Below are 26,991 nucleotides of genomic sequence, written 5' to 3'. Positions count from 1 at the left end.
TCTTACATGGGTCCAGAAAAAACGTGTTTATTTTTAACAAAATAATCAATTCCTGAATAGACCGTGAAGAATAAACAGATATACAACATAATCATAGCAAAAGGAAAATTCATTCCTGCAAATGGAAAGTTATTTAGTAATAATAAAATAATCGCAATCATTTGAGTTGCTGTTTTAATTTTACCAGGCATCGCTGCTGACATAACTTCTCCATCTCCGACTAATAATAAACGTAAACCTGTTACGGCTAATTCGCGACAAATAATAATGGCCACTACCCATGATGGAACAACACCTTGTCCAACCAAAACGATAAAAGCTGTCACAACTAACATTTTATCTGCCAAAGGATCGGCAAATTTCCCAAAATTCGTCACAAGTCCTCTTGCTCGTGCTATTTTGCCATCAAGCCAATCTGTAATGCTAGCTACAGCGAAAATAATTGCACCAACTAATTGTGTAATCTCGATTGTACTGCCTAACCAAGTTACTTGTCCCCAGTCAAATGATCCTAATACAACAATCATAAAAATAGGAATCATAAAAATTCGTAATACAGTTAATTTATTTGGTAAATTCACTTTTAATTTCCTCCGTTTCTAACGAGCAATTATTAGTAGGCAATTGCTCAACTTACTCTCTTATTTTATCACAGACACATTCTCCATGATAGCCAAACGAGAAGCTCTCGTCAATAAAAATCTCATTCTACTGAATCTTAATTAATACTAAGCTCACTTAATTCATCGTAAGTTACCCGTTCTCCTAATTGATTAGCTGTTGCATAGTCAATTTCTCCAACATCTAGTAATCGCTGAATTTCTTCACGTTCAAGCTGCAAGGCTAAACTTGCATAACTTCGGACTTCATTTTTAGAAATTCCTGAGCTTAATTTTGCTAATTTCAAGCGTCTATTATAGCGTTCCATTACAATTAAAGATTCTTTGCGATTTTCTGGTGTAATTTGTTTTTGAATCGTTCCAATCACACTTTCCGTTATTAAACGTTGAGAATGAGTAAATTCTTGAATCAGTTCACTATTTTCATGAAATCTAGCTTGAAAACGCTCAGTAAACTGCTCAGTAAATTTTTCTTTTTGCATTTTCTTAAGTCGTTTTTTCATTAAGCCCATTTTCAAACGAAACCAGACTTTCTTAAAGAAATTTGTTTCTGAAAATTGGCGTGAATTTTCTAAATAAACTTGATACAAACGTTGAACCATAGGTGAAATTTCGTTATTTTCTAACAACTCATTAATTTGTCGGCTTTCCTCATTTTGAGCTGTTTTTAAGACTTCAGCAATTATCTTACGATTTTCATCGCGAACGTAACCTGTTTCTATTTCAGTCAATTTAGAGCCAATTTCCATTATAATCTCGTTTAGAACATAATGATTTTCATCGGTTCTATTTTGTTCAAGGCGTACAATCGTTTGCTGTAAAACTTTTTGATAGGCACTGGCCTCACTTAAAATTGGAACCAACATAAGTTCATTCTTCTCTTTAGGTAAAATTAAAGGTAGTAAAATGGTTGCACTGACTAAACTGATTAGAATGACACAGGCAGTAATGAAAAGAAGTTCGTTTCGCAGCGGAAATGCCTCGCCATTAGTTAAAATTAAAGGAATAGATAATGCTGTCGCTAATGAAATCGTTCCATGAACACCTGCCAATGTCGTGATAAAAGCATACTTGAAACGAGAAATTTCCGGTTCTTTTTCCACAGATTTTTTTCCAGCTAATTGAGCTAAATAATCTTCAAAACTACCGTAATTTGGGTCAACAAAATGATTGTATAAGACATAAACCCATATAAATCGTAAAAACATTAAAAAGCTGATAATCAAAATAGATGCTAATACTAAATCCAGAACGTGCACATCTGCCGCATCCCAAATTTCTTGTATCACACTGGGTAATATTGAACCTAACAATAAAAATACTAAACTGTTCAAGAAATAAACCAACGTAGACCAAACATTGTTTGATACTAATTTTAATTTTGTTGTAGTTTTCTGTAATTTATCATGCTCAAAACCATGAACCATCCCTGCTGCTACAACAGCTAAAATGCCAGAAAATTCCAGTTTTTCAGCTAAAATATAGATGACAAAGGGGGTGGCTAGTTGGATTAGAATAAGCAATTCAGATTCTTCTAAACCCATTTTCCTTAAATGTAAGCGCAATTTGACAAACATCACCCCAATAAAGGCTCCTAAAACAACCCCACCAATCGCTGCTACAACAAAGCTGACACTTGCTTCTTTTACTGAAAAAACACCAGTTAAAGCAACACCTAAGGCAACCTTAAACGATACTAGACCTGCTGCGTCATTGATTAACGACTCACCTTCTAGGACGCCCATAATATTAGTTGGTAGCTTCACATTTTTCACTATTGATTTTAAAGCGACGGTATCTGTTGGTGAAATAATTGCGGCTAAAGCAAACGAAATCGCTAAAGGCATACTTGGAATCAACCAGTGAATCACAATTCCACCTAATACCACTGATAGTAAGACTAAACCAAATGCGAGTAATAAAATCGGACCTTTTAATTCCCACAATTCTTTTCTAGAAACTTTTTGACCTTCATAAAAAACTAAAGGTGCGATTACACAGACCATAAATATTTCTGGTTCAAAATGTAATTCTCGATTTAATGGCAAAAGAACCATTAAAATCCCAATTGAAATTTGAATCAGTGCTAAAGGAATTTTCGGTACATATTTACTAATAACTGCAGAAAATATAATGCCAACAATCATAATTAAAAATAAAAATAACGTTTCCATATTTGACCTCCGATACAAACTAAATTTATTCAAACAAAAAAATTTCATTAGCCAGCAAACCGGCTAATGAAATTTTAGTTTATTGAGCCACTACAGGAGTAATCGTAAAGGTTAAACTTTGCGTAATAACGCCTGCCGCTTCAGGTGCAAAGGCTACCGCTTCACCGTTTAAGGTAATACTAGTCGCAGCAGCATTTCCGATTCTAACCGAAACAGAAGTTGTTCCTGCTGGTAATGGAACTTCTAAACTCTCACCACTCTGCATTGTTTTTTGATCTGCAGGAGCTCCGTTTACTTCAACACCAACCCAACTTGCGCCTCCTTGGGCAGTTAATGTAATAGTCCCAGGTTCAGTTGCATTTGTCACTGTATATTCGGTTGTAGCACCCGTTGAAGAAGCTACAGCTACAGCTTGTTTAGGTTTTTCTGGTTCTTTTTCAGGTTCTTTAGAACTAGAAGATTGACTTTCTTTTTCTTGGCTTGATTCTTTCGATTCACTCGTACTTGTAATGGATACACTGTCAGCATCTTTTGAAATAATCGACCCATCGTCTTTATTTCCAGTTTTAGTTGCCGCATACCAAATTCCACCGATAATCGCAAAAACCAAAAGAACAATCAAAATCGTTGGTAGCATATTTTTTATCTTCTCTACCAATTCATTCGTTACATGATTTTCAGAACGTGTTTGGTTTGTATTGACTTTCTCAACATATTCTTCATCATGTGTTTGTGGAACAGCATCTGTGTATTGTTCCAATAACTGATCACCATTTAACCCAACAGTATCAGCATATTGTTTTATAAAAGCACGGGCATAAAACTTGCCAGGCATCACATCAAAATTACCTTCTTCAATTGCAATTAAATAACGTTTTTGAATTTTAGTCATTTGTTGCAAATCATCTAATGTGTATCCCTTTGCTTTTCTAGCTTCTTGTAATTTTTCACCTATTTCATTCATAAACCAACCACCCACTAGATCTCTTTTTTAGAGAATTAATTTCTCATATCCATATTATTATAGCATAGGAATCTATAACAAAACATTAATTTTTTCTTTACTTTAACCATCCACCGCTGACAATTAGTGACTGGCCCGTCATATACTGACTTAACGGCTCAACTAATTGTTGTACCCAAAAACTAATCTCAGCAGTTGAACCCATTCTACCAAGTGGAATTTCACTTTTTAATGCGTTGAATTCAGCTTCAGAAAATGACTGATTCATCTTAGTTGCAATGACTCCTGGTGAGATTGCATTTACGGTAATCCCTAGGCTCGCTACTTCTTTACTATAAGACCTGACAAAAGCTAGCTGAGCTCCTTTAGTCGTTGAATAAAGAACCTCCATGGCACTACCTACCTCGCCATATATAGAACTAATAAAAATCACTCGTCCATTCGCACTTGCGGCTAATTTTTTTTGCAACTTTTGCACTAATAAAATTGGAGTTTTGATATGGACTTGCCACATCCGATCCATGACTTGTGACTCAGTATCAGTTAGTAATTGATACTGAGTAAAGCCGCTAGCAATAATAAAAGCATCTAATTGAAAAATAGAATCTAAAAAAGACGGAATTTCGGTTTCATTGGTCATATCCAATTGAAGGGTAAAAAAATCTTGTTGAGGATACTGTACTTGATAGGCTTCTACTTGCTTTTCAACACTAGAAAAATCAGTATGGTAATGCAAATATAATGACCAGCCAGCTTTGGCTAAATCTTGCGCAATTGCAGCTCCAATATCCCCACTAGCGCCCATAATTAAAGCAAATTTCACGCTTTACTCGCTCCTTTAGGAACAATATGGAAAACACTCATATGTTCAGGTACCATGAAGTTTTCAGCTAAGTGAACGACTTCAGTTAATGAAATAGCTTCAATTATTGGGACCAAATCAAATAAACTAGCTTCCCCATAAGACTCCTGGCTGTATTGATTCGCAATATATTCTAGTGAATTCAGTGATTGTAAAACACTACCAATCATACGCTTTTTGACCATTTCTAGATTTTCTTGTGTTAATTCAGGGCTTGTTTTAGCATTGATTAATATCGCTTTTACCGCGTCACTTAAAGCCTTCGGATCTTTTGCATCTCCGCCAACATCGACAAAATGGAAGGTTCTTTCTAAATTAAATTCATAGGAAAAACTATCATCAATGGTTCCTTCGTTATACAAACGCAAATAATTTTCAGATGTTGAACCAAATAATAAACTTAATAGAAGATTCATTGTGGTTTTATAAACTAAGGCAGCCTTACCAACGGGCGCTGGCGCTACACCTTTAACCCCAACAATGCTTTTCGCACGATTAACAGGCATTTCAATCTGATCAAAGGCTTTAATTTCACTAACAGTTTCAGTTGGAAAATGGCGCACTATATCAGTCGCTTGCGGAAAGTCTTTCTTGGCTTGATTTTGACGAATCCACTCCATCATCTCAGTTGGATCCATTTTACCAACAACTAATAAATTCATATTGCTTGGGTGATAAAATGTTTCATAAGATTCGTACAGATTTTCAGCAGTAATATCCATAATACTATCAACAGTTCCTGCAATATCAATATGGAGCGGGTGTAATGGATACATATTGCCAATGATGCCGAAGAATAAGCGCCAGTCTGGTTCATCATCATACATTTGAATTTCTTGAGCGATAATGCCTTTCTCCTTATCAACCGTTTCTTTGGTAAAATATGGTTCTTGGACAAAATCTAACAAGGTTGCTACATTCTCTAAAACATGACTAGTACTAGAAAATAAATAGCTCGTCCGAGTAAAACTTGTAAAAGCATTAGCAGAAGCTCCCTGCTTCCCAAATGTATTAAAAATATCTCCATCTTCTTTTTCAAACATTTTATGCTCTAAAAAATGAGCAATTCCATCAGGGACTGTAACCATTTCTGATTTTCCTAGTGGGATAAATTGGTTATCAATTGATCCGTAATTCGTCGTAAACAAGGCATACGTTTTATGGAACTCATTTTTGGGTAATAACGTTACCTTTAAGCCATTTGGCAAAGTCTCTGTATAAAGTGTTTCGTCTAGTTGTTGATACTCTTTTTTTTCCATGTTACGCCTCCCCAGTTAAAAAGAATGTCGCTTTTAAATGTACTTGGTTGGCAACTGCAATGATTTCTTCTTTTTTAACAGCGTCAACAGCATTTTGCCATTCCTCTACCGATAACTTTTTATCGACAACATCATAGATATACATCCGTTCAATTAACGCTCCCGAATTATCTTCTGATTGTAAAATCTGATTTTTTAACATTTCTTTTGTTTGATTCATCGCTTCTTCTGAAAAATTTCCTTCTTGCATTTCAGCTAGTTGTAACGCAATAATTTCAGAAACTTGTTGAACTTTACTACTTTCAATTCCAGTTTGAACTGTCATCATTCCTCTAAAAGTATCTAGTGAGCTAGATGCATAGTAAGCCAAACTTTCTTTTTCACGAACATTCATAAATAATTTAGAATGCGGGTATCCACCAAATAAACCATTAAACACTTGCAAAGCAAAATAATCTTTTTCCAAGTAATACCCATTTGTCTCATAAGCTAAATTGTATTTTGCTTGAGTAATCTCTTGCTTTTCTACTTCAGATTTACTATTATTTCGCAAAGTTTCCTTATAGTAAATTGATCCAGTTGCTTTTTTGCGCGGAGTGAAATTAAAGTCTGCAAATGCAGCCTTCATTTCAAGAGCATCTACATCTCCTAAAACATAAATATCAATAGTATCTTCTTTAATAAGTTGTTGATAATAGGTATATAGAGAAGTCGCTGTGATTTTTTCTAGCTCTTCAGCTGTACCAATACTAGGCATTTTTTGATCCTCGTTTTCAAAATAAAGAGATTGTAATGCTAAGCTCGCATAGGCCTGTTTGTCATCAAAAATAGATTCATAATAATCAAATAAATTTTCTTTCTCACGTTGAAATGTAGCCTCATCAAACTTGCCATCTGCTGCATTTGGATTTAACAAAATTTCTTTAAGTAGGGCAATGCCGTTCATTAAAACAGCCGGTTCACCTGACAAATATTTTTCATTTACCAAATTCATTCCCGCTGTAAAAATATGTTGAGTCCCTTTTTTCGTTACAGATAGACCAAAGCTAGCACCATATAAATTAGCCAACTCGCTTCTTAGCTGTGTTTGAGTGGGATATTTTTTACTATTTGTTTCTAAAATACTAGATAATAAAGCACGTTTTGTAATCGTTTCTGCATCTATTGGCGCTCTGAATTTAAGCACAAAACGAACCGTTTTATATTTTTTAGTTGGGATTACATGTAAATGTACTCCTTCTTCAAGTTGAATTGTCATCGTTTTCCTCCTTAAGCAATTAAAAACTTCCATTCCTCTATCATAAGTGAATTAGGAAAAGATTACAATTAGAAATACTCATCGACGTTATTTTTCTAATCTAATATAAAAGCTGACTCATTTATTATACAAAAAATCAGCCTTTCTCCACAAGGGACAAAAGGCTGATTTCTTATTGTTATTTTGATTTAATATAGGTTTCGCCGTCAGCCGCTGGAGCTTCTGACTTCCCGATTACACCAACTAACACAATAATTGTCAAAATGTAAGGTGCCGTTTGTAACACAACACTCGGAACATCTTTAATTAATGGGATATAACTTCCAATCACACTTAAACTTTGAGCAAAACCAAAGAATATGGCTGCACCCATTGCGCCAAGTGGATTCCATTTCCCAAAAATCATTGCTGCTAAGGCAATAAAACCTTGACCTGCAATAGTTGAATGCGAGAAATTTAAAGAGATTGATTGGGCTGCAACAGCTCCACCAATACCACCTAATAATCCAGAAATCATCACACCTGCATAGCGCATTAGATAGACATTAATTCCTAACGTATCTGCTGCTTGCGGATGCTCACCAACTGAACGCAAACGTAAACCAAAACGTGTTTTAAAAAGTAAAAACCATGCTAATATAGCCACAAACATCGCAACAAAAGCCATTGCTGATGTATTTGTAAAGAACATTTTCCCAATAATAGGAATATCTTTCAATAAAGGAATGCTACTTTTCCCAAAATTTTGTTGAATAATATCTGTTTGACCCTTGCCCTCAAATAGGACGCGCGTTAAAAAGACTGCTAAAGCTGGTGCCAGCATATTAATAACCGTTCCTGACACGATATGATTGGCACGTAAATTGACAGTTGCAACTGCATGAATTAAAGAGAAAATCACACCAATACCCCCACCAACTAGTAAGGCAATCCAAGGAGTCCAAGAACCTAATTGCTCCGCAAAAGCTAAGTTAAAGACGATTGAAGAAAAAGCGCCCATAACCATAATTCCTTCTAGCCCAACATTAACAATTCCACCACGTTCAGAAAATGTTCCGCCCAATGCGGTAAAAATTAATGGAGCAGCATAAATTAACGCTGATGATACGACGATTGAAACTGTTGAAATAAAAGCATCCACGTTAATTCACCCCTTTCTTAGCTTCACTGTTAGTTGCAGCTATTTTACGATTTGGTCGTTTTGCCTTATTCATAAAGTAACGAATCAAATAACTTGAACCAACGAAGAAAATAATTGAGGCAATAACAATATCAACAACTTCTGTCGGAACATCTGATCCCATTGGCATGCTAATCCCACCAATTTTCAATGCTCCAAATAAAAGACCTGCTAGTAATATCCCAAATGGATTTCCTGCTCCTAATAAAGAAACAGCCATTCCGTCAAAGCCAATGCTCGGCATACTACCTTGTACAAATAGATTTTGGAAATTTCCTAAACCTTCCATACTACCACCTAAACCAGCTAAACCACCAGAAATAACCATAGCTAGGATAATATTTTTCTTCGTACTCATACCTGAATACTCTGAAGCATATGGATTTAATCCAACGGCACGTAATTCATAACCCAAAGTCGTTTTTTGCATCATAATCCAAACGACAACACACATAATAATTGCTAATAATAGACCATAATGGAGCGTTGAATTATCACTAATTTGGGCTAACCACTCTGAACGCAAACTTGCATTTTCAGAAATCCGTGGTGTCGCATCGTCCCCTTTGGTTAATACATTCCGAACCATATGATTCGCGATATATAAAGCCGTATAGTTTAACATAATCGTTACAATCACTTCACTGGTATCAAAATAAGCACGTAAAAAACCAGCAATTCCAGCCCAGATAGCGCCACATAAAGCACCAACGATCAAGCAAAGTGGAACTAAAAGCAGCTTAGGTAAATCAGGCATCATTAATGCCATCGTAACCGATCCAACCCAACCAAATAGTGCTTGACCGGCAACACCAATATTGAAAAATCCTGCCGTATTGGCTACCGCAAAACCTAATGCAGTTAAAATTAATGGTGTTGCTTGACGCAATGTTTCACCTATATAAAAAGGCCCACCAAATGCTCCCTCAACTAAAGAGGTATAACCTAAAACTGGATCGTAACCAAAAGACCACATAATAATGGCACCTAATAACAAACCTAAAACAACAGATAAAACCGGAACTAATATATTTATAAGACGTTCACTTTTATGATTCAATCGAGTGCTCCTTTCCAGCAGACTCTGCTGCACGGGCTTTTTCAAGTGAAGAACCAGCCATCAATAAGCCTAACTCTTCCCTCGTTGTTTCCTCAGGTTTTACCACTGCGACAATATTGCCTTCATACATAACAGCGATACGATCTGAAACATTTAAAATTTCATCTAATTCAAAACTCATTAATAAAACAGCTTTATCATTATCTCGTTGCTCAATCAAACGTTTGTGAATATATTCAATTGCTCCAACATCTAAACCACGAGTTGGCTGAGCTGCAATTAAGAGTGACGGATTTCGATCTAACTCACGAGCAATAATCGCTTTTTGTTGATTTCCCCCAGACAAGGCACTTGCTGGCACACGTTCATTGTGACAACGAACATCAAATTCAGCAATTAATTTTTTAGCATAGGTATTAATTGCTTGTTGATTTAGGAAACCATGGCTACTTAATGGTTTTTGATAGTAGGTTTGTAACGCAATATTATCTTCTAAACTCATTGGTAAGACTAAACCATATTTATGGCGATCTTCAGGAATGTGACCTAAACCAGTCTCAGTAATTTTACGTGGTGGTAGATTTTGAATTTCTCGACCATTTAACGTAATTTTTCCTTTTTCAACTTTACTTAAACCAGTAATCGCTTGAATCAATTCGCTTTGACCATTTCCGTCAATTCCTGCAATTCCTAAAACTTCACCGGCTCGAACTTCTAAACTTAAATCTTTAACCGCATCCAAACCACGAGACTCTTTAACAATCAAATTTTCAACAGATAAAACTACTTCTTTTGGTTTTGCGGCCGTTTTCGTTGTTTTAAATGACACTGAACGTCCAACCATCATATCAGCTAACTGTTGTTGACTTGTTTCTTTTACATTTACAGTACCAATACTTTGTCCACGTCTAATAACTGTACATCGATCAGCAACTTGCTTAATCTCGTCTAGTTTGTGGGTAATTAAAATAATGGATTTACCTTCTTTAACTAGTTCGTGCATGATCTCAATTAATTCACCAATTTCTTGAGGCGTTAACACAGCCGTTGGTTCATCTAAAATTAAAATATCCGCACCACGATAAAGTGTTTTAATAATTTCAACTCGTTGCTCCATCCCAACCGAGATATCTTCTACAACAGCATTTGCATCCACTGCCAGACCATATTTACCTGATAGTTCCTTAATAATTTTTTTTGCAGCAAGCTTATCAATAAAGCCTAGTTTACTTGGTTCGCTACCTAAAATAATATTTTCAGTAACGGTAAACTTCTTCACTAACATGAAGTGTTGATGAACCATTCCAATTCCTAACTTATTAGCCATACTAGGAGACGAAATTGTTACTTTTTTTCCATTAATCTTAATATCCCCGGAAGTTGGCTCAAGAAGCCCAGAAAGAATATTCATTAGTGTGGATTTACCCGCACCGTTTTCACCTAAAAGAGCATGTATCTCACCCTTTTTTAATTGGAGATTAATGTTATCATTGGCCTTGAAATCGCCAAATTGCTTGGTTATTCCAGACATTTCAATTACATAATCTGTCCCTGTCACGTTGGCTCACTCCTTCTTTATAATTGCTGTTTTTCCTTGTATATTATACTTTATTTAAAATGAAAGGGCTAGCTAAAAATGAAAGTATTCTGTTATTTTCATGAAAAAAAGAAAGAATAAATAAATTTTTTCACTTTTTATTCGTGTATGCATTAAAAAGAGTAACATTTAATCAAAGAATGAGCATTCATTCCAGCTAATTTTTTACGGTTATCGTTTCCGAATGTTATAATAATAGAGACAAATAAAAAATCTAAAAGAAAGAAGTCCTAATTATGTTAGCTATGAAACGGATTTATGAAGACTATGATGCAACCGATGGGACACGCGTCCTAGTCGATCGACTTTGGCCAAGAGGAATCAAAAAAACTTCAGCTCATCTTGACTATTGGGCAAAAGAACTCGCACCTTCTACACAATTGCGTAAATGGTTTAACCATGAAGAAGAAAAAATGCCTGAATTTGCTGCCGCCTATCGAAAAGAATTATTTTCTTCTACAACGGCTAAAAATAAAATGCAAGAGCTTAGCAAAAAAAGTCAGCATGAAACACTAACCTTTCTGTTTGCAGCTAAAAGCTATGAAGTCAATCATGTAGTTGTATTACTATCTATTATGAAAAAAGAATATGGTGCTAAATTAACTTCTACTAAGTAAAAAGACCGAAGCAGCTGCTTCGGTCTTTTTATATAGATGAATGAAATTAAGGCTTTTCTGGAACTTCAACTTTTCCATCAATAATTTGTGCTTTATAGTCATCGACATCTTTCAGAACTTCTTTAGAAAGATTTCCTTCAGTGATACCAACGCCATCTTCTTTCAATCCATAAGTCAATGTTTCGCCACCAGGGAATTTATCGTCCATTGCACGGTTTGAAATATCAATAACCGTTGCAGCTACACCTTTAAGGGTTGAAGTTAATGTTAAGTTTCCTCCGTCATATTCACCTTCAGCATCTTGATCACGGTCAACACCGATAACCCAAACTTTTTTAGACTCATCAGCTTTCATGATATCTTTAGCTTCTGAGAAGACACCATTACCAGTATCGCCAGCTGCTTGATAGATAATATCAATGCCACTGTTATACATTGCAGCTGCTAGTTGTTTCCCTTTTGCAGGATCACCAAATGAACCAGCATATTCAACTTTTACATCGATATCAGGATCAACAGCTTTTACGCCTGCAATAAATCCAGCTTCAAAACGGCCAATTACTTCGCCTTCTTGTCCACCAATGAAACCTAATTTTTTCGTTTCAGTTGTTTTAGCAGCAGCAACTCCTGCTAAAAATGCAGCTTCATTATCTTTAAAGACGATTGAAACTACGTTATCTCCTTCAACAACTGAATCAATGATTGCAAAGTTTGTTTTAGGATTTTGTTTAGCTACATCTTCTAATGCTGGTGCAATTTTATATCCAATTCCAAATACGGTATTAAAATTACCTTTAACGGCACTGTTTAAATTTGTTACGAAATCTGAGTCAGAGTTTGATTGCAAATAGTTAAAGCCATCTTTCCCCTTTTTAAGGCCATGTTCTTTACCCCACGCTTGTAAACCTTCCCAAGCTGATTGGTTGAAGGATTTATCATCCACTCCACCAACATCTGTTACCATTGCTGCTGTGTGAGTTGTTTTTTTATCATCTCCACCATCTTTGCCTTTGTCTCCACTGTTGCCACCACAAGCAGCTAATGTCATACTAACACCAACACCTAGTGCAAGTAGACCCATAAGATTACGTTTTTTCAATTTAGAACCCCTCCAACATTTTTTATATGAAAATGAGTCGCTAAAACTAGCAATTCATCACTCATCTGTATTCTACCACCTTTCACTCAGAAAATAAACTGCTAATGCGATTAATGAAACCGTTTTTCTTAAAAAACGTTCACTTTTTAATGATATTATCATTTTCAAGGCCTCTTTATTAAGAATTGGCTTTCGATTAATAAAAAAATCGTCGTCAACAGAACTAACCTGCTAACAACGATTTACATATTAAGCTCTTTTTTAAGTTGGATTTGATTCTTCTGACTCTCTTTGGGGTAAATGAGTAATATTAACTTTACGTGGTTTACTTCCTTCAGAAGGACCTACAATACCACGCATCTCCATTTCATCCACTAAACGAGCAGCTCTATTATACCCAATTCTAAAACGACGTTGCAACAAAGATATACTAGCTGTTTGCATCTCTAAAACCATCGCAACAGCATCATCGTATAATTCGTCTTGAACTTCGCCGTTAACCGTTTCAGGAATTTCAGTTGGCATCATTTCTTCTTGATAGTTCGCTCCTTGTTGCTCTGTTACAAATTCAACAACTCGTTCAACTTCTGCATCTGAAATGAAGGCCCCTTGAACACGAACAGGTTTATTTTCTCCCATTGGTAAAAAGAGCATATCTCCACGGCCCAATAATTTTTCAGCACCACTTCCATCAATAATCGTTCGTGAATCCGTTCCACTAGAAACAGCGAAAGCTATTCTTGAAGGGACATTAGCTTTAATAATCCCAGTAATAACATCCACACTAGGTCTTTGAGTAGCTAAGATCATATGAATTCCCGCTGCACGAGCCATTTGCGCTAAACGAGTAATTGACTCTTCAACTTCATTACTTGCGACCATCATTAAATCGGCTAACTCATCGACAATAACAACAATATAAGGCAATGTCGGATTATTTTCACCATTTTCCAAATTGTGTTCAATCACCATAGCGTTATAACCGGTTATATTTCTCATACCTGTCGCAGCAAATTTTTCATACCGCTGTTCCATCTCGATAACAACTTTTTGCAAAGCTTGAGCAGCTTTTTTAGGATTTGTCACAACTGGCGTTAAAAGATGCGGAATTCCATTGTATACATTTAGCTCGACCATTTTCGGATCAATCATCATCAATTTAACTTCGTTCGGTTTAGCGCGCATCAAGATGCTTGTAATAATGCCATTAATACAAACTGATTTGCCACTACCAGTTGAACCCGCAACTAATAAATGAGGCATTTTGCTTAAGTCAGCTACAGCCACAGATCCAGTAATATCTCTGCCCAAAGGAACTTCCAATAATTTATCTGGATGAATCGTTTGGCCTTCAATAATGTCACGAAAAGCAACAGTACTCACTTCACTATTAGGAACTTCAATTCCAATAAATGACTTCCCTGGAATTGGCGCTTCCATTCGAATATCTTTGGCAGCCAAGGCCAGAGCAATATCATCACTTAATCCAACAATTTTACTAACTTTAACCCCAACAGCTGGCTGCACTTCATACTTAGTTACTGCTGGACCCAAATTCGCTTTTGTTACTTTAGCTTCTACACCAAAACTAGCAAAAGTTTCCTCTAGCTTTTTCACGTTTAATTTAATCAGCGCGTATTCATTGGTTTGATCCAAGGCTTCAATTTCATTTAGTAGTGATGTTGGTGGCAATTGGTAATCACGATTTTCAGGCTCTGCTTGAATTTCAAATTCTAGTTCACTTAACCCCTCTTCATTCGCGTCACTTACATCCATTACCTCTGTTGCTTGTTCTACTTTTACTTCAGGCTTTTGCACCCGACTTTGGTAACTATCGATTTCTAAATTTAACTGCTGAGCCTCACCTTTTTCAGGTTCCTTCACTTCCTCAGCCAATTTTTTCCCAGCTGAGATTGGCTTAACCTTATTTTTAGCAACTGCTTCTGCTTGACTCTTTTCTTGTTGAGTTTTCTTTATCGCTTGTTGCTCTTTGTACACAATCCATTTCTCTTTTAACAGTGCATACATTTTTCTAAGATAATTGCGAACATACTCTAATGCCACTTTAAACGATAAATTAAAGAACAGAAAAATTCCAATTACAAAAATAAGCCCACTAATTAAATAAGTTCCCCATTGAGAAAATAAAAAGTAACTCAAACTATACAATAATGCACCAATCATCCCACCACCAAGCGATTGAGTTGTTGTACTAGCAGACATATCCGTCATGAAATAGCGAATTGTTGCAGAAATCACATTGACCTTGGTATCCATAATTGGACCGAATAAAAAAGCGTGGAATAAGATTAAAACACTAGTATAAATTACACTAAACCCAATAATTTTTTTGTTTTTATACACTGGCTCTTTGCCGCGAATTAATAAATAAGTGCCATATAACCCAAAAATAAGTACACTAACCAAATAGGTATTTCCTACAAAAAAGCGGAATAAATTAGCCATTAAACGACCAACAAAACCCAGTTTAATTCCTGCTAAAATAGCGGAACAAATAAATATTAATCCGATAATTTCAATTGAAAGGTTGCGTCCTTGTTGTTTTTTTGTATTTTTTTTCTTTTTCTTTTTTTGTGCCACGATTTTGCTCCTTTCATCTACCTTACCTATTATACACAAAAAAGGGAACATTTGTCCCCTTTTTTGTGTATTCCTTTAACGATTGCAACAAAAAAAGTTGTTCATTCGAGAATTTCAGTTCTCGAATGAACAACTTTTAAATAGAAGAAACTAAAAATTAAATTTCAGCTATTTTTTCATCAATTTTCACATCAGTTAAGTGACGGTAAAAATTTTGCTCTGAAGTTGTAAGATAAGGATAGATATAGAAGTTGATAACTAAGATATAAATCATAAGAGCGAAATAGCCTAATAATGCAAACGCTAAAAAGAAGCCATTACTCTCGTTACTGCCTCCTAATGCACCTAATAATACAATAACGAGAATTAATACTATAACTGGAATCACATACCATAAAATAAATGTTAATTGAAGAACAAATAATTGCCCTTTTTTGCCATCCATTAATTTTCGGCTAGCTGTAATAGCATCCATAATCCCAATTTCAGGATTGTCTTTTAAAATATTTAAAGCTTGGCTATAACTATAGCTTTTAATAATACCTGGAACAATAAACAATAGACTCCATAATCCAGTAAAAATACCCATCATAATGATTAAGCCAAGCGTTTTAAAGCTTGTGCGGTTAAAACCTTGAAATAATGAACCAACACTATAATTTTTACCATCAATTAAATCTAATAATGCCCATTTATAACCCACTGATAATAATTGCTGAACAAGAGCTACTACGATTGAGAAAACAATTATAACTCCCAAGCTTCCAATAAATGCTGGAATTAAGGCTAACATTGCTTCTTCTGAATTCTCCATATAACTAAGTGGGATCATTTGTAACATTGTTGACAAACCCGAAACCATCGATACAACAAAGTTAATTGCCATCACTATTAGTCCCATGATAAACATACTACCAATTGCCGTACCCCAATTTCCTTTCAAATAACTTTTTGCTTCCTTTTTAATAACTTTAATGTCCATAACACGCCTCCAATAAAATAATAAGTGCTCTTTAATAGTACCTTACTCTTGTCTTCTTGTCTATAACTGAAAAGATTTTTTTCTTTTTAACTAAAAAAAAATAAAAACTAACTTTAAGACTCTTATCGTCAGAAAGTTAGCTTTTAATTTATAAATTTATTTAATCCTCAGAGTCTGCCATTGCTGCTTTTAAGGCTAAGGCTAATGGACTTTCAACTTCTTCGGTCGGTTGACTGTATTTTTTCAACATTTTTTTCTCTTCATGCTTAGACATCTTCTTATTTTTCTTATCGCCTATTTTTTCAGAAATATTACAGTACTTACATTTGAAGTAAGCTCCATTTTTGCCTTCATGAACTTCCATTTTTTTATGACATTGCGAACATCGATGCATAGAAACTTTAGGATCTTTACGACGACGGTATGAACATTCAGAACTACTACAGACTAAAATTTTCCCGTCTCGACCACTTTTCTCTTTAAGTTTTTCACCACATTCTGGACAAACTTTATTTGTTAATGAATGGTCTGTGTAATTGCGGTTACTTGTTTTGATTTCCTTCACTAATCGGCTTGTTTCAGATTCAATTTGCTTAATAAATTGATCTTTTTTTAATTTCCCATTAGCAATTTCTTCTAAAGATTTTTCCCACTGGGCTGTTAAATCAGGAGTCACCAATGCCGGATTAACCAAAGTTAATAATTGACGCCCTTTTGGCGAAACGGATAGTTTATTTTGATTTCTTTCCATCAAGTCGCTACTAATTAATTTCTCAATAATCTCTGCGCGTGTTGCTGGTGTTCCAAGTCCGGTTTTTTCCATTTTTTGTAATAAAGATGCTTCCGTCAGACGACTCGGCGCTTCTGTTAAATGTTTATTAACTGTAAAACTTGGATTGCCTAAGACTTCCCCTTTTTTATAGCTTGTCTGACTACTAACGACAGCTTCAGCCTTCCACCCTTTTTCAATGACCTTCTCTTGCGTTAATTTGAAACTTATTCCATCGACACTTAATGTGTATGTGTGCTTAACTGCTTGATAGGCTGGTAAGAATAAGCCTAAAAAGCGCTCTACAACCATACGATAAATGCGCAATTCATCATTATCCATTTTTTCTGCTCGTGGGCGTTCTTCAGTTGGAATAATCCCATGATGATCCGTAACTTTACTATTATTGTAGACACTTTTATTGGTAGCTTTAGCACCATTTTTCAAGGCTATTTTTACTCTTTCTGGATCAAATCCTTGAATAGCCAACAAACGATCTTTCATTGTAGCAGCCATATCCGTTGTTAAATGCTTCGAATCGGTCCTTGGATAAGACAGTACTTTGTGACGTTCATATAAATTTTGCATTAAACCTAATGTTTTTTTAGCTGAAAATTGATAGCGTTTATTAGCATCTCTTTGCAATTCAGTTAAATCATATGGCAGTGGAGCATACTCAATTTGTTGCTTTTCTTTAACCTCAACAACTTTAACAGCTTGATTTTTTAATCGTGTTGCTAATGCCTCTGCTTCTTTGCGATCACTGAATTTAGTTGCTACTCCTTCAGTCACTTGAGCTTTTTCACCGTTGCTAAGTAAAGAAACAGTGTAGAACGTTTCTGGCACAAATTTCTCAATTTTCTCTTCCTGCTGACGCACCATTGCTAATGTCGGTGTTTGAACCCGACCAGCAGACAAGCTATCTTGATATTTTACAGTTAGTGCACGAGTAACATTCAAACCAACTAGCCAATCTGCTTGCGAACGGGCAATTGCCGAATCATATAAATGGTCATAAGCCTGACTAGGTTTTAAATTTTTAAAGCCATCCTTAATCGCCTTGTCTGTTTGAGATGAAATCCAAAGGCGCTTGACAGGCTTATTAAAATGCACATATTCTAAAATCCAACGTGCAACTAATTCGCCTTCTCGTCCTGCATCAGTTGCAATTACTGCACTTGAAACATCTTTACGAGTCGCTAATTGCTTAATTGCCTTTAATTGATGTCCTGTATTTTTTAATGGTTTTGTGGCCATTTTGGGTGGAATTAAAGGTAAACTTTCCATATCCCAAGTAGCCCATTCTTTTTTATAATCTTCTGGCATTTTTAGTCCTAGCAAATGACCTAACGCCCAAGTGACAATATAATCCTTGCCCTCAATATAATTTTTACTTTTTTGTGTTGCACCCAACACGCGTGCTAGCTCTTTTCCAACACTTGGCTTTTCAGCAATAACTAAAATTTTCATTTGATTTCCTCTCTAAACTGAACCTACCTGATGGTTAATTTCCATCGGTTTTTCTTCTTTTAAAAGCATGATGCTATGAAACAATTGTATGTCATCTTCGCAATCTTCGCAATAACGCTTTTCTTCTTCATTCCAAAAAGCCGTTAAATAATGTTTTTTTGTGACATAATTTTCATAATCACCTATTAGTTTTATATATTTTTCATGATAATTTTGATTTGCTTCTGAAAACGAATCAAACTGTTCAAAAGAAACAATTTCTTCTTTCCAATCTTCAAAGAACCACCAAGGTTCATATTCGCCAAATAATGTCACCACTTGATACATTTGATCCCCTCCATTTCTATTTCAGTATACCATAGGCCCACCTTTTCGCGCTCAATTCGGGATTGAGAACAAGACGTTTGACGAACACCATAATCATCGTTAAAATAGACTAAACAAAAACTGACTGGAGGAATCTTTATGAGAACAATAAAAATGAATGCAAGCGGCAGAGTTCAAGGTGTCGGATTCCGGTATATGACTAAAATGGTTGCTGATCAAATCGGAATTGGGGGGATTGTTTGTAATCAGAATGACGGATCCGTTTATATAGAAGCAAATGGTACCGAAGATGAGATTGATTTATTTATTGAAAAAATTAAAAAATCACCTTCACCAAGCGGCAGAGTGGATCATTTAGATATTATTGATGATCCTAACATAATGATTCGAAATAAATTTTCCGTAACCAATTGAAATTTTATCACAATTAAAGTATAGTAGGAATGTTACCTACTAAATTAAACAAAGGATTGTGAAGCATGAATAAATTAAAAAAACTAGTTCTTACTAGTGGAGTCTTAAGTCTTGTCCTATTCCTCTCAGGATGTATGAAGATGGATAAGCAAGGAAATCCAACCGGTTTTATCTATGAATATTTAGTTGTTCCTACGGGAAATGCGATTATCTGGTTAGCTGATTTGTTCAATGGTAGTTATGGCTTGGCGATTATCTTTATTACTTTAATCGTTCGAATCATTATTTTGCCATTAAACTTAAGCCAATCTAAAAAATCAATGGTGCAACAAGAAAAAATGGCCTTCATCAAACCTGAGCTTGATGTCGTTCAACAAAAACAAAAAACAGCAACAACAGCTGAAGAAAAAGCAGCTGCACAACAAGAATTGATGGATGTCTACAAACGTAACAATATGAGTATGATGGGCGGAATTGGTTGTCTACCAATCCTCATTCAGATGCCTGTATTTACAGCTATGTTCCAAGCAATTCGTTTGTCTCCACAAATTGCAGAAAGTAACTTTTTAGGAATTAATTTAGGTGACCGTAACGCTTATCTAGCAATTGCTGCTGGTTTAGTTTATGTTATCCAAGCCTTTATTTCTATGATTGGTCTTTCACCAGAACAAAAGAAACAAATGCGGACTATGTTATTTATGAATCCAGTGATGATCTTAGTTTTCACTTGGTCTTCTCCTGCTGGATTAGGATTATATTGGTTAGTGGGTGGAGTTTTCGCTTGTTTCCAAACATTAATTACAAACTTATACCACAAACCTAAAATTAAAGCAGCTATTGCTGAAGAATTAAAAGACAGACCTGTTGTACAACCTGCAGCACCGATTAAACAGGCCGAAGTCGTTAGTCCTTCTTCTAAAAAAAGTACCCCTAACAATAAGAAAAAACGAAATGACGGCAAGCAACAACGTCGTAATTAAGTTAAAAGAGCTCTGAAATCAGAGCTCTTTTTTTGTTCAAAAAAATAAACCACAGTTTCTGTGGTTTATTTTTCCTCTCGATAGATAGGTAAACGAATTCGAAAAATCGTTCCAAAATCAAGAACACTCTCAACTGTGATATTGCCTTGATAGCCATCCAATAATTCCTTAGCAATAGCTAATCCTAAGCCATTTCCACCTTTTTCACGACTTCTAGCCTTGTCAATACGATAGAAACGATTAAATATTTTTTGAAGATCCTCTGGCGCAATACCTTCACCAAAATCTTGGATTGCAATTTGAATATCATAAAGGTCTTCTGCAACTGAGATATGAATTTCTTTACGATTTGTTGAATACTTAACGGCATTATCTAATAGTATAATCAAAATTTGTTCAAAATGATTCCGGTAAATTTGAACCATCACATTACCAGCTAAATCATCATCTAAATTAAAAACAAAATCAGGATGAATCATTGAGAAATTATTAAAGACTTGATTAATAATATTTTTAACATCCGTCAATTCATGCTTATAATGAATATCAACTTGCTCAGCTCTTGATAAATCAAGCATTTCTTGAACTAAGCTTTTCATTCGTTCTATTTCTTGCAAAGAAGCTGTCAAAGATTCTTCTAAAATTTCAGGGTCTTCTTTACCCCATCGATCTAAAAGTTTTAAATGACCTTCCATAATCGCAACGGGAGTTCGTAACTCATGGGAAACATCTTCAACGAATTGCTTTTGCTGTTCAATATATTTCTGCATCTTATCTAACATATCGTTAAATAACTCAGTTAGATGACTGAGTTCATCATTACTATCTGGTACAATCATTCTAGAATCTGACTGCGTATCTTTGCGAACATCATTCATCGTTTGCGTCATTTGTTTAATTGGACGCAAAAAATTAATAGCTAACAGATAACCTAAAACACCACTAACAACTAGAGCTAGAAAACCCATTAATAACATAGCTAACAAAACTGTATTACTCATCTCATGGTAACGTGTTAAATTATTCGTTACCTGTACATAGCCAATAATATTTTGATTTTGCGAGGACATTATTGGTGTAACACCACTTAAGCCCCTAGCGCCATTAATTTTAATCTCTTTAATCTCAGGTTTAGGTTTTTTTTCAAATGTAGCATGACTAGGTCTAGATTCATATAGTTTCGACCCACTTGGATCAAACACAGCAACAACTATCCCAATTTCATTAATTTTTGAAAAAAGTGCATCTGCTGTAGTATCTAATCCTTCTGTCATCAAAAAACGATTATCAACAGTTGAGTCGATTTCGTAGTAGTTAGGAGTCAATGAATTCTTAACTGTTTCTTTTGTCAAGTTACTGCTTCCAACTTTTAATTTTGCTGCTACACCTGACATAATGTCATTCACATTGCTATTTTCTTGACTAATCATCATCTGAGTAAAGCCTAAATAAATTGCGACAGAAAAAAGTGTATAGGTGAAAAAAATCGCCATACTTGCTCCAATTGTCCACTTCCATTTGAGAGAAACACGGCGCCTTACACCAATTTCTTTTTCTCTTTCTTTGGTCGTTTTAATCACGAACGCATCACATAACCTGTTCCTCGAACGGTTTGAATGTAACTTTCCTCTTCTGGAACATCAATTTTATTACGTAGATAACGAATATAAACATCAACAACATTCGTTTCAACTTCTGTTTCGTAACCCCAAACTTTATTTAATAAAACATCACGAGCTAAAACGACATTAATATTTTCCATTAAAGCTAATAATAATTCATATTCTCGTTTAGTTAATTCAATCACTTTATCTCCACGACGAACAACGCGATTTTCCTTTTCAATCGTCAAATCACGATACGTTACTGTTGTTTGTTTTGTCACATTTTGTTCACCTTCGATATCAATACGTCGTAAAAGTGCACGTAAACGAGCTAATAACTCTTCAATAGCAAATGGTTTAACAATGTAATCATCTGCTCCATGATCTAAACCAGAAACGCGATCAATAACTGAATCTCGTGCTGTCATCATGATTATCGGAGTGTTCTTCACTTGACGGATACGACGACAAACTTCTATACCATTCAATTCAGGTAACATTAAATCTAATAAAATCGCATCCCAATCAGAATCAAGGGCTGTTTCCAATCCTTTACGACCATTATTTTGCACTTCAGTTTCGTATCCTTCATGTTTTAATTCTAACTCAACAAAACGAGCTAAATTCTTTTCATCTTCAATAATTAAAATTCTATTCATACCTCATCACCTTTTCCTTTACATTCAGTGGTCTTACTCTAAAATGTACGCCTTTAGTACAATAACATGTTTGACGTATCACTACAATGTTTTTCTAATTGAATTATCAATCTTATTTTACCATAAACCAATAAAAAAGAAACGTTATTTCCTATTAAATCGCTAATTCTTTATTTTTGCAGAAAAAGTTCGTAAATAAATTAAAAAACATTGACATTTATTATATATTAAAATAAAACGCTTACAAAAAAAGTGATTCCATAAGTTTAATTTACTTTTTTACTTCTTTAAACAAATGGTCAATCCATTGTACATTTTTAGTATTTCGTTATTTGTATAATTAGTATTAAATAAAAAAACTAGTGAACGAAACAACACGAAAGGTTATTGCATCCACTAGTTTTTATTCAGTATTTTCTTTTAAAAATTATTTATTTTCTTGTCCGTACCAATCATAATGGAAGACGCCCTCTTTGTCTGTTCTTTCATACGTATGAGCGCCAAAGTAATCGCGTTGTGCTTGAATTAAATTAGCTGGCAATGTAGCTGAACGGTAAGAATCATAGTAAGCAATAGCAGATGAGAATGTTGGAATTGGAACACCAGCTTTAACTGCGATTCCAACAACATCACGAACAGCTTCTTGATAACTTTTAGTGATTCCAATAAAGTATTCATCTAATAACAGATTTTTCAATTCAGGTTCGCGAACATATGCATCTGTAATTTTTTGTAAGAAACGAGCACGAATAATACAACCAGCACGGAATATCTTCGCAATATCGCCGTATTGTAAATCCCAATCGTGTTCTTCACTAGCAATACGCATTTGAGCAAATCCTTGAGCATAACTCATTAATTTACTGAAATACAATGCTTGACGTACTTTTTCAATAAATTCTTTTTTATCTTCTTCTAAAATAAAGCCAGCTGGTTTTGGTAAAATTTTGCTAGCTGTTACACGTTCGTCTTTCATTGCTGAAATGTAGCGAGCAAAAACAGACTCTGTGATAAGTGGTAATGGAACACCTAAGTCTAACGCACTTTGTGAAGTCCATTTACCTGTTCCTTTGTTTCCAGCGCGATCTAAAATAACTTCAACGATTGGTTTACCAGTTTCAGGGTCTTTACGAGTTAAGATATCCGAAGTAATCTCCATCAAGTAACTGTCTAACTCGCCTTTATTCCATTCTGCAAAAACTTCAGCTGTTTCTTCAACTGACAAGCCTGCAACATCACGTAATAATGCGTAAGATTCAGCAATTAATTGCATATCTCCATACTCAATCCCGTTATGCACCATCTTCACATAGTGACCAGCTCCATTAGGGCCAATGTAAGTGACACAAGGTTCTCCGTCTTCTTTAGCAACTGCTGCAATTTTTTCTAAAATTGGAGCAACTAAATCATAGGCTTCTTTTTGGCCTCCAGGCATAATTGCTGGACCTTTTAATGCGCCTTCTTCTCCACCAGAAACACCAGTACCAATAAAGTTAATTCCTGATTGGTCTAGTTCTTGATTACGACGAATTGTATCTTCAAAGAATGTGTTTCCTCCGTCAATTAAAATGTCGCCTTTATCTAGGTGAGGCAATAATGCTTGAATTGTGCTATCTGTTGGTGCTCCAGCTTTAACCATGATCAGAATACGACGTGGTTTTTCTAAAGAAGCAACAAAATCCTCAATTGTATAGGTTGGAACTAATTTTTTGTCTGGGTGTTCAGCGATTACTTCTTCTGTTTTTGAACCAGTACGGTTAAAAATCGAAACAGTATAACCACGACTTTCAATATTTAAGGCCAAATTTTTTCCCATTACGGCCATTCCGATAACGCCAATTTCTTGTTTACTCATTACTAACTCTCTCCCTTCAAATCTTGCACCTTGTTGATGTGCTTTTAATGCTCTTCTAATCCTACCAAATAATTGACCAAATGAAAAGAATAGAATTCTTTTTTACCAAAATTAGTTTAAAGTAATCTCTTCAACAATTTGATAAGCCATTGCCGCAGCCTTTGTAAACTCAGCAATCGGTAAATATTCATGAACTGTATGAATCTTTTCATAACCAATTGCCAAATTAGTCGTTTCTTTCCCTTTACCATTAAATACATTTGCATCGCTTCCACCACCACTTACTTGGTAGTTAGGTTTAATACCTATATTAGTTAAAGCTTTTGCAGCTATTTTAACTACATTGGTTTCTGGCGTAAAGCGATAACCGTTATATTTTTTTTCAGTAATTACAGCCGCTTTTCCACCCATTTCTGTTGCTACCCGTTCAAAGGTTTCAATCATATGTGCCACCTGAGCTTCGCAGGAGTCCGCATTTACAGAACGGGCTTCAGCGATAATTTCTAAACGATCCATCACAATGTTTGTTGCCACCCCACCATTAATAAAACCAATATTGGCAGTTGTTTCAGCATCAATCCTGCCTAATTTCATTTGATGAATCGCACTAGCTGCTATTTGAGCAGCAGAAACACCTTTTTCTGGCGCAACACCTGCATGAGCTGTAACACCAGTTAAAATGGCTTCTATGCGATACTGGGTTGGGCTTCCAACTGTAATGCTTCCAACTGGACCACCAGTATCTAAAACAAACCCAAAACTACTAGATAATTGTTGTACATCAAATGCATTTGCCCCAACCAATCCACTTTCCTCACCAACTGAAATGATAAACTCAATTGTTCCATGAGCAAGTTTTCTTTCCTTCAATAAGTGAATAATTTCAAACATAATTGCAATTCCAGCCTTATCATCTGCTCCTAAAATCGTCGTTCCATCTGAATAGATAGTCTTATCCTTTATAACGGGCTTAATTTCATTACCAGGAGCTACTGTATCCATATGACAAGAAAAGAAAAAAGGCTCAATTTCAGGATTTCCATTGAGGGTACAAATTAAATTATTTGCACCAAATCCCGTTTCTCCACTAGTTTGATCTTCTTCAACCGTCAGCCCTAATAAAGAAAACTCTTTTTTTAAATACTCTTGGATCAAAGCTTCATGACGTGTTTCTGAATTGATTTTAATTAATTCCAAAAACCGGCTCACTAAACGATCTTCATTTACTTCCAACATGTTCTCACACTTCTTTCTTTAAATTAAGTATCTCTATTCTATGCTATTCGTAAAGAATACGCAATTAAGCTTTCAATTAGAAATTTTATATAAGAATTTACTTTTAGAAAATTATACTTAACCTTTTCTCTCTATTCTGTTGTATAATGTTAGAATATACTATATGACCTATTTGTAGAATAAATAAGCTACTTTATATAGATTGGAGTTTTCATAATGAGGCAAGGATATCATACAAACGAATCAGGTGTTCTAGTTCCTAATTCTGAAGATTATGTCGGTGGTTGGATTCATGTGTCTGACCCTAGCGAAGAAGAAGTCAATCAATTAGTCAAAGAATTTAAATTTCCAAAAGACTATATTACCAGCGTTTTAGATGCTCATGAAGTCTCTAGGCAAGAAATGTTAAAGGAAGAGGATACGAATTCAGCAATTTTACTCGTCCTACAGTATCCGTTCCTAATTGAAAGCGAACTAGGCTATAAGGAATATATGACCTATCCAATCTCGATTATTTTAACGGATCATACAATTATAACGGCAAGTAAACATTTGCCGCAATTTATTTCTGAAATTACTCATAACAACCCTAATTTCGCAGTAGATACGACTCATCAAGAACAGTTTGTTTTGCGTTTATTTTGGTATATTTCGGCTTCTTATATGCGTTTTCTACAAGAAATTGATATTGAAACACGACGTTTAGAACTTCAATTAACTCAATCCACAAAAAACGAACAGCTGTATGCATTAATGTCTTTACAAAAAAGTTTGATTTATTTTTCGACTGCAATTAATAGCAATGGTCCGATTTTTGATATTATGAAAGAAACAGATCGCTTTAGCAAAGATGAACGAACTCGCAGTTTTTTACATGATGTTATTGTTGAAAACAACCAAGCTCAAATTATGACTTCCCAGTATCAAAAAATACTTGATCAAGTTAGCACTGTTTTTTCTGCAGTTGTTTCGAACAATTTAAATAATATTATGAAAATTTTAACATCTATCACAATCGTCCTTACTATCCCAACTATTCTAGGCGGGATTTATGGCATGAATGTAGAGATTCCCTTTATTGATACGCCAGGTGCATTTTGGCTAATCATGGTAATTATGATTATTTCAAGTGTTTTAACTGTTTGGCTTTTGAAAAAGAAAGATTTTTTTTAAAGAACTCTTGAATTCTTATCAGGTTTAAGTGTAAAATAGGTCTAATGACTTAGATGAAAGTGAGGAATTTTCATGAAAAATAAAGACTTGAATAAAGTTACTTATAAAAAAGCACCAACAAAAATGGAAAAAATAACTAAAATTGTTGTTTGGATTATGTTATTTGCTATGGTTGGTTCTGGCTTACTAACTGTACTATATACCTTATTTATAAACTAAACACTAAAAAGC

23 protein-coding genes are annotated in these 26,991 nt (G+C 35.0%); 5 read left to right on the top strand and 18 right to left on the bottom strand.

From position 1 onward, the window contains the following. Positions 1 to 2: 2 nt before the first annotated feature. From pgsA to BR77_RS01135, 9 genes are all read right to left on the bottom strand, one after another. The gene (gene pgsA / locus BR77_RS01175; RefSeq protein ID WP_010054237.1) at positions 3 to 581 is read right to left on the bottom strand and encodes a CDP-diacylglycerol--glycerol-3-phosphate 3-phosphatidyltransferase; all 579 of its coding nucleotides are present in this window, start codon (positions 579 to 581) and stop codon (positions 3 to 5) included. Between the two features lie 137 nt (positions 582 to 718). Beyond that, positions 719 to 2,794 carry a Na+/H+ antiporter gene (locus BR77_RS01170; protein ID WP_015076693.1) on the bottom strand — a complete coding sequence of 692 codons (2,076 nt, stop codon included), beginning with the start codon at positions 2,792 to 2,794 and terminating at the stop codon, positions 719 to 721. A 79-nt stretch (positions 2,795 to 2,873) separates the two neighbouring features. Beyond that, positions 2,874 to 3,758 (bottom strand): helix-turn-helix domain-containing protein, encoded by an 885-nt coding sequence (locus BR77_RS01165; RefSeq protein WP_010054235.1) that lies wholly within the window; start codon positions 3,756 to 3,758, stop codon positions 2,874 to 2,876. A 97-nt stretch (positions 3,759 to 3,855) separates the two neighbouring features. Then, positions 3,856 to 4,581 (bottom strand): elongation factor P 5-aminopentanone reductase, encoded by a 726-nt coding sequence (gene ymfI / locus BR77_RS01160; protein WP_015076695.1) that lies wholly within the window; start codon positions 4,579 to 4,581, stop codon positions 3,856 to 3,858. Then, complete coding sequence (gene yfmH / locus BR77_RS01155; RefSeq protein ID WP_015076696.1) at positions 4,578 to 5,879, bottom strand: EF-P 5-aminopentanol modification-associated protein YfmH; 1,302 nt, start codon at positions 5,877 to 5,879, stop codon at positions 4,578 to 4,580. The genes ymfI and yfmH overlap by 4 nt, the downstream gene beginning before the upstream one ends. A gap of 1 nt (position 5,880) precedes the next feature. Further along, positions 5,881 to 7,137 (bottom strand): EF-P 5-aminopentanol modification-associated protein YfmF, encoded by a 1,257-nt coding sequence (yfmF, locus tag BR77_RS01150; protein ID WP_035063744.1) that lies wholly within the window; start codon positions 7,135 to 7,137, stop codon positions 5,881 to 5,883. A gap of 178 nt (positions 7,138 to 7,315) precedes the next feature. After that, positions 7,316 to 8,278 (bottom strand): ABC transporter permease, encoded by a 963-nt coding sequence (locus BR77_RS01145; protein WP_010054229.1) that lies wholly within the window; start codon positions 8,276 to 8,278, stop codon positions 7,316 to 7,318. Between the two features lies 1 nt (position 8,279). Next, positions 8,280 to 9,377, bottom strand: a complete 1,098-nt coding sequence (locus BR77_RS01140) for an ABC transporter permease (protein WP_015076698.1) — start codon at positions 9,375 to 9,377, stop codon at positions 8,280 to 8,282. Next, positions 9,367 to 10,908: an ABC transporter ATP-binding protein gene (locus BR77_RS01135; protein ID WP_033257515.1), complete on the bottom strand. Its 1,542-nt coding sequence runs from the start codon at positions 10,906 to 10,908 to the stop codon at positions 9,367 to 9,369. The genes BR77_RS01140 and BR77_RS01135 overlap by 11 nt, the downstream gene beginning before the upstream one ends. 302 nt (positions 10,909 to 11,210) lie before the next feature. Here BR77_RS01135 and BR77_RS01130 point away from each other — a divergent pair, with 302 nt between their 5' ends. Then, positions 11,211 to 11,591, top strand: a complete 381-nt coding sequence (locus BR77_RS01130) for a DUF488 domain-containing protein (protein ID WP_015076699.1) — start codon at positions 11,211 to 11,213, stop codon at positions 11,589 to 11,591. 46 nt (positions 11,592 to 11,637) lie between these two features. Here BR77_RS01130 and BR77_RS01125 read toward each other — a convergent pair whose 3' ends face one another. The 5 genes from BR77_RS01125 to BR77_RS01105 all read right to left on the bottom strand — a co-directional run bounded on the left by BR77_RS01125 (position 11,638) and on the right by BR77_RS01105 (position 18,839). Next, complete coding sequence (locus tag BR77_RS01125) at positions 11,638 to 12,690, bottom strand: BMP family lipoprotein (protein WP_010054225.1); 1,053 nt, start codon at positions 12,688 to 12,690, stop codon at positions 11,638 to 11,640. Between the two features lie 261 nt (positions 12,691 to 12,951). Next, positions 12,952 to 15,291, bottom strand: a complete 2,340-nt coding sequence (locus BR77_RS01120; protein WP_016356491.1) for an FtsK/SpoIIIE family DNA translocase — start codon at positions 15,289 to 15,291, stop codon at positions 12,952 to 12,954. A 157-nt stretch (positions 15,292 to 15,448) separates the two neighbouring features. Further along, the gene (locus BR77_RS01115; RefSeq protein ID WP_035063738.1) at positions 15,449 to 16,273 is read right to left on the bottom strand and encodes a DUF975 family protein; all 825 of its coding nucleotides are present in this window, start codon (positions 16,271 to 16,273) and stop codon (positions 15,449 to 15,451) included. Between the two features lie 160 nt (positions 16,274 to 16,433). Beyond that, the gene (locus BR77_RS01110) at positions 16,434 to 18,512 is read right to left on the bottom strand and encodes a DNA topoisomerase III (RefSeq protein WP_035063737.1); all 2,079 of its coding nucleotides are present in this window, start codon (positions 18,510 to 18,512) and stop codon (positions 16,434 to 16,436) included. A 12-nt stretch (positions 18,513 to 18,524) separates the two neighbouring features. Then, positions 18,525 to 18,839, bottom strand: coding sequence for a DUF1033 family protein (locus tag BR77_RS01105; protein WP_010054216.1), 315 nt, complete (start codon positions 18,837 to 18,839; stop codon positions 18,525 to 18,527). A 138-nt stretch (positions 18,840 to 18,977) separates the two neighbouring features. Here BR77_RS01105 and BR77_RS01100 point away from each other — a divergent pair, with 138 nt between their 5' ends. Further along, entirely contained in the window at positions 18,978 to 19,253 is a 276-nt protein-coding gene (locus BR77_RS01100; RefSeq protein WP_010054214.1) for an acylphosphatase, read from the top strand. Between the two features lie 65 nt (positions 19,254 to 19,318). Beyond that, positions 19,319 to 20,233, top strand: coding sequence for a membrane protein insertase YidC (gene yidC / locus BR77_RS01095; RefSeq protein ID WP_035063736.1), 915 nt, complete (start codon positions 19,319 to 19,321; stop codon positions 20,231 to 20,233). Positions 20,234 to 20,298: 65 nt separating this feature from the next. On the opposite strand, the gene BR77_RS01090 is transcribed toward yidC, so the two are convergent. The 4 genes from BR77_RS01090 to BR77_RS01075 form a co-directional block, all read right to left on the bottom strand. Next, complete coding sequence (locus BR77_RS01090; protein WP_119906478.1) at positions 20,299 to 21,813, bottom strand: HAMP domain-containing sensor histidine kinase; 1,515 nt, start codon at positions 21,811 to 21,813, stop codon at positions 20,299 to 20,301. After that, the gene (locus BR77_RS01085; RefSeq protein WP_010054209.1) at positions 21,810 to 22,496 is read right to left on the bottom strand and encodes a response regulator transcription factor; all 687 of its coding nucleotides are present in this window, start codon (positions 22,494 to 22,496) and stop codon (positions 21,810 to 21,812) included. Before BR77_RS01085 ends, BR77_RS01090 begins: the two co-directional genes overlap by 4 nt. Before the next feature lie 427 nt (positions 22,497 to 22,923). Next, on the bottom strand, positions 22,924 to 24,351 hold the full coding sequence (gene gndA / locus BR77_RS01080; protein WP_010054207.1) for an NADP-dependent phosphogluconate dehydrogenase: 1,428 nt from the start codon (positions 24,349 to 24,351) through the stop codon (positions 22,924 to 22,926). 111 nt (positions 24,352 to 24,462) lie between these two features. After that, positions 24,463 to 25,587 carry a M20/M25/M40 family metallo-hydrolase gene (locus BR77_RS01075; RefSeq protein WP_015076772.1) on the bottom strand — a complete coding sequence of 375 codons (1,125 nt, stop codon included), beginning with the start codon at positions 25,585 to 25,587 and terminating at the stop codon, positions 24,463 to 24,465. A 216-nt stretch (positions 25,588 to 25,803) separates the two neighbouring features. On the opposite strand from BR77_RS01075, the gene BR77_RS01070 reads away from it, so the two are divergent. Both BR77_RS01070 and BR77_RS18535 read left to right on the top strand, forming a co-directional pair. Then, a complete protein-coding gene (locus BR77_RS01070) occupies positions 25,804 to 26,760 on the top strand; it encodes a magnesium transporter CorA family protein (RefSeq protein WP_010054205.1) in 957 nt (318 codons plus the stop codon). A 72-nt stretch (positions 26,761 to 26,832) separates the two neighbouring features. Continuing rightward, on the top strand, positions 26,833 to 26,979 hold the full coding sequence (locus BR77_RS18535) for a DUF4044 domain-containing protein (RefSeq protein ID WP_010054204.1): 147 nt from the start codon (positions 26,833 to 26,835) through the stop codon (positions 26,977 to 26,979). The last annotated feature ends 12 nt before the right edge of the window (positions 26,980 to 26,991 follow it).

Origin of the sequence: Carnobacterium maltaromaticum DSM 20342, assembly GCF_000744945.1 — a bacterium.
Taxonomy (GTDB): Bacteria; Bacillota; Bacilli; order Lactobacillales; family Carnobacteriaceae; genus Carnobacterium; species Carnobacterium maltaromaticum.
Note: the sequence above shows the minus strand (reverse complement) of the source record. Positions and strands in the feature narration are given on the sequence as shown.